Source organism: Candidatus Hydrogenedentota bacterium, from assembly GCA_012523015.1.
Classification (GTDB): domain Bacteria; phylum Hydrogenedentota; class Hydrogenedentia; order Hydrogenedentales; family CAITNO01; genus JAAYBJ01.
Genome location: JAAYJI010000064.1, coordinates 1 through 2,636 on the forward strand (window position 1 = coordinate 1; position 2,636 = coordinate 2,636).

Genomic DNA, 2,636 nt, shown 5'->3' on the forward strand with positions numbered 1-2,636 from the left:
CACATTTCCATTGACATAACACGGTCTCCTTTTCTGGATTCTTCGTTGTTTGTATTCATAGCGACAACTATCTATAAGAGCTCTTTGCTCTCATTTTCCGAATTGTATGGATTCAGTTCAGTTTTTAACCTGCATACTGTTATAGCCGGGCAAAACTCGAATTGTCCACGCTTTCGAAACCGTGATATACTACAGTCGGTTTTCCGTCGCGCCCCCGCTTTATCCAAAGCCTCTCTACTGTATTGCGCGGCATCAATCTAACTTTAATATGAGGATATCCGCCATGACATTCCCCATTGACACCACCGGCTATCGCCCCGTCGCGATCAACCCCTTTACCGATGAGATCACCCCGGAACAACGCGAACAATTGTTGCGTAATATACAAGTGATGCGGGACACGATCATCTTCTTCACCGCCGTCGCCGGCGCACGCGGCTTGGGCGGACACACCGGCGGTGCCTACAGTGTGGTTCCGGAAGCGGTCATTGCCGACGCCTTCATAAAAGGGTCGGATCGCGTGTATCCCGCCCATTTCGATGAGGCAGGGCATCGGGTGGCGCTGCAATACGCCTTGGCAGCCTTCAACGGCGATATGGCCATGGAAAAGTTGCTGGAATACCGCGCAGCAAACCAAGGTCTCTACGGACACCCCGAACTGGATGACAGCTTGGGCATCAAATTCGCCTCAGGCCGCCTCGGACATATGTGGCCCTTCGTCAATGGCGTTGCCATGGCCAACCCGGATAAAGTCGTGCTCATGCTCGGCTCCGACGGCTCCCAGATGGAAGGCAACGACGCTGAGGCGGCGCGCTTCGCCGTGTCACGCAACTTGAACGTGAAACTGCTCCTCGACGACAACGACGTGACCATCAGCGGTCACCCGTCGCAATACCTGCCCGGCTTCGACCTTGCCGCCACCCTCACAGGCCACGGTTTACACGTGGACACGGGTGACGGTGAAGCCTTCGATGCGCTCTATGCGCGGATGATCGCCGCCATGCGCGCAGACGGTCCTGTCGCACTGGTGAACCGCCGTAAAATGGCGCCGGGCATCGAAGGGCTGGAAGGCAGTGCCTCCGGTCACGACGTGATCAAAAAAGATATTGCCATCACCTACTTGAAGGCACGGGGGCATGACGAAGCGGTGCGCTACCTCGAAGGCGTGGGGAAAACCGGCGGCTCCGTCGTCTATCGCGGCTGCACCGAAGAAACGGCAAGCAACCGTGTTGAATTCGGCAAGATCGTCAACGGCATTCTCGACGGCATGAGCGAAGCAGAGCGCGTGAACAGCCTGCTCGTTGTCGATTCCGATCTGGAAGGCTCTACGGGGCTTAAAGGCATCCGTGCCGCCCATCCCGAAGTCTGTGTGAACGGCGGCGTACAGGAGCGGGGTAATTTTTCAGCGGCAGCCGGATTCGGCTTCAAAGCGGGCAAACAAGGTATCTTCAGCACCTTCTCCGCCTTTTTGGAAATGATCTTGTCGGAACTGACTATGGCACGCCTTAATGAAGCCAACGCTATTTGCCACTTCTCTCATGCCGGCATCGACGATATGGCAGACAATACCTGCCACTACGGCATCAACATCAACCTTGCCGACTGCGCCATCCCCGAAGGCGATAAAACAGCCCTCTACTTCCCCGCCGATGCGGCACAGCTGAAAGCCTTGGTGGAAGGCATCTGGAAAGATCCCGGTATCCGATTCGTGTTCACCTTGCGCAGTGTGACGCCCTTTATTTGTCGGGAAGACGGTTCGCGCCTCTATGATGAAAACTACCGTTTTGTACCGGGAAAAGATGAGCTCATCCGCGAAGGCACACAAGGCTATGTCGTGTCCTACGGCGATATGCTCTGCCGAAGCTTGGACGCTGTGGAACGTGCCCGCGCCGCAGGCTTGGATGTGGGACTCATCAACAAACCGACGCTGAATAAGGTGGACGAAGCCATGATGACCCGATTGGGCGCAGCGCCCTTTGTCTTGGTCGTGGAAAGCCAGAACGTGCGCACCGGTCTGGGCAGCCGCTTTGGTACGTGGCTCCTCGAACGGGGTTTCGCACCGAAATACGCCGCCCTGGGCGTGACCAAACACGGAAAAGGCGGACTGAGCGAACACATGTTCCATCAAGGTCTTGATCCCGACAGTATCCTCGCCAAAGTACAGGAAATGTCCCGTTAAGCGGCCGCCGCGTATCTCTTGCATGGAGCGGCAGTCGTGCCGCTTTAAAATAGCTTGTATTTTCACCGATGGCTTATTATAATCGACGTTATGGGAGTACCTATCATGGAAAATACCTTAGATCAAAGTACCGCTGACGCCCTTGCTGTCAGCATCAAGGCGTCCATAGCCGAGATTATTAAGAAACATGGCCCCCGTCCGCCGGGCAGCCCCGGTGAACGAGCCTTCCAAAAACAGCTGCAACAAGAACTGAAGGCGGAAGGCATCCAAACGACGATGGAAGCTTTTCCCGTCGCGCAAAAAGCCTTTATGGCGATGCCCCTCGTCTGCGCACTGTTGATGCTCAGTTCGCTGCCCCTCTATTGGGTGGCACCCCTCCTCGCGCCGCTGCCGATCCTTCTCGCTATCGTCGTATTTGTCTGTGAATTGCTCTTATACAAACACATCTTATCCTATG

General features: G+C 55.5%; 2 protein-coding genes. Both read left to right on the forward strand.

Annotated features, from left to right (window positions below; genetic code table 11):
- Window positions 1-268: 268 nt before the first annotated feature.
- The gene (locus GX117_02720; GenBank protein NLO32259.1) at window positions 269-2,179 is read left to right on the forward strand and encodes a transketolase; all 1,911 of its coding nucleotides are present in this window, start codon (window positions 269-271) and stop codon (window positions 2,177-2,179) included.
- 105 nt (window positions 2,180-2,284) lie between these two features.
- Window positions 2,285-2,636, forward strand: a 352-nt coding sequence (locus tag GX117_02725; GenBank protein ID NLO32260.1) for a hypothetical protein, incomplete at its 3' end; no start/stop codon positions are given.

Coding starts and splice junctions, on each gene's coding strand:
- GX117_02720 (NLO32259.1), top strand. CDS start 269: ATGAGGATATCCGCCATGACATTCCCCATTGACACCACCGGCTATCGC.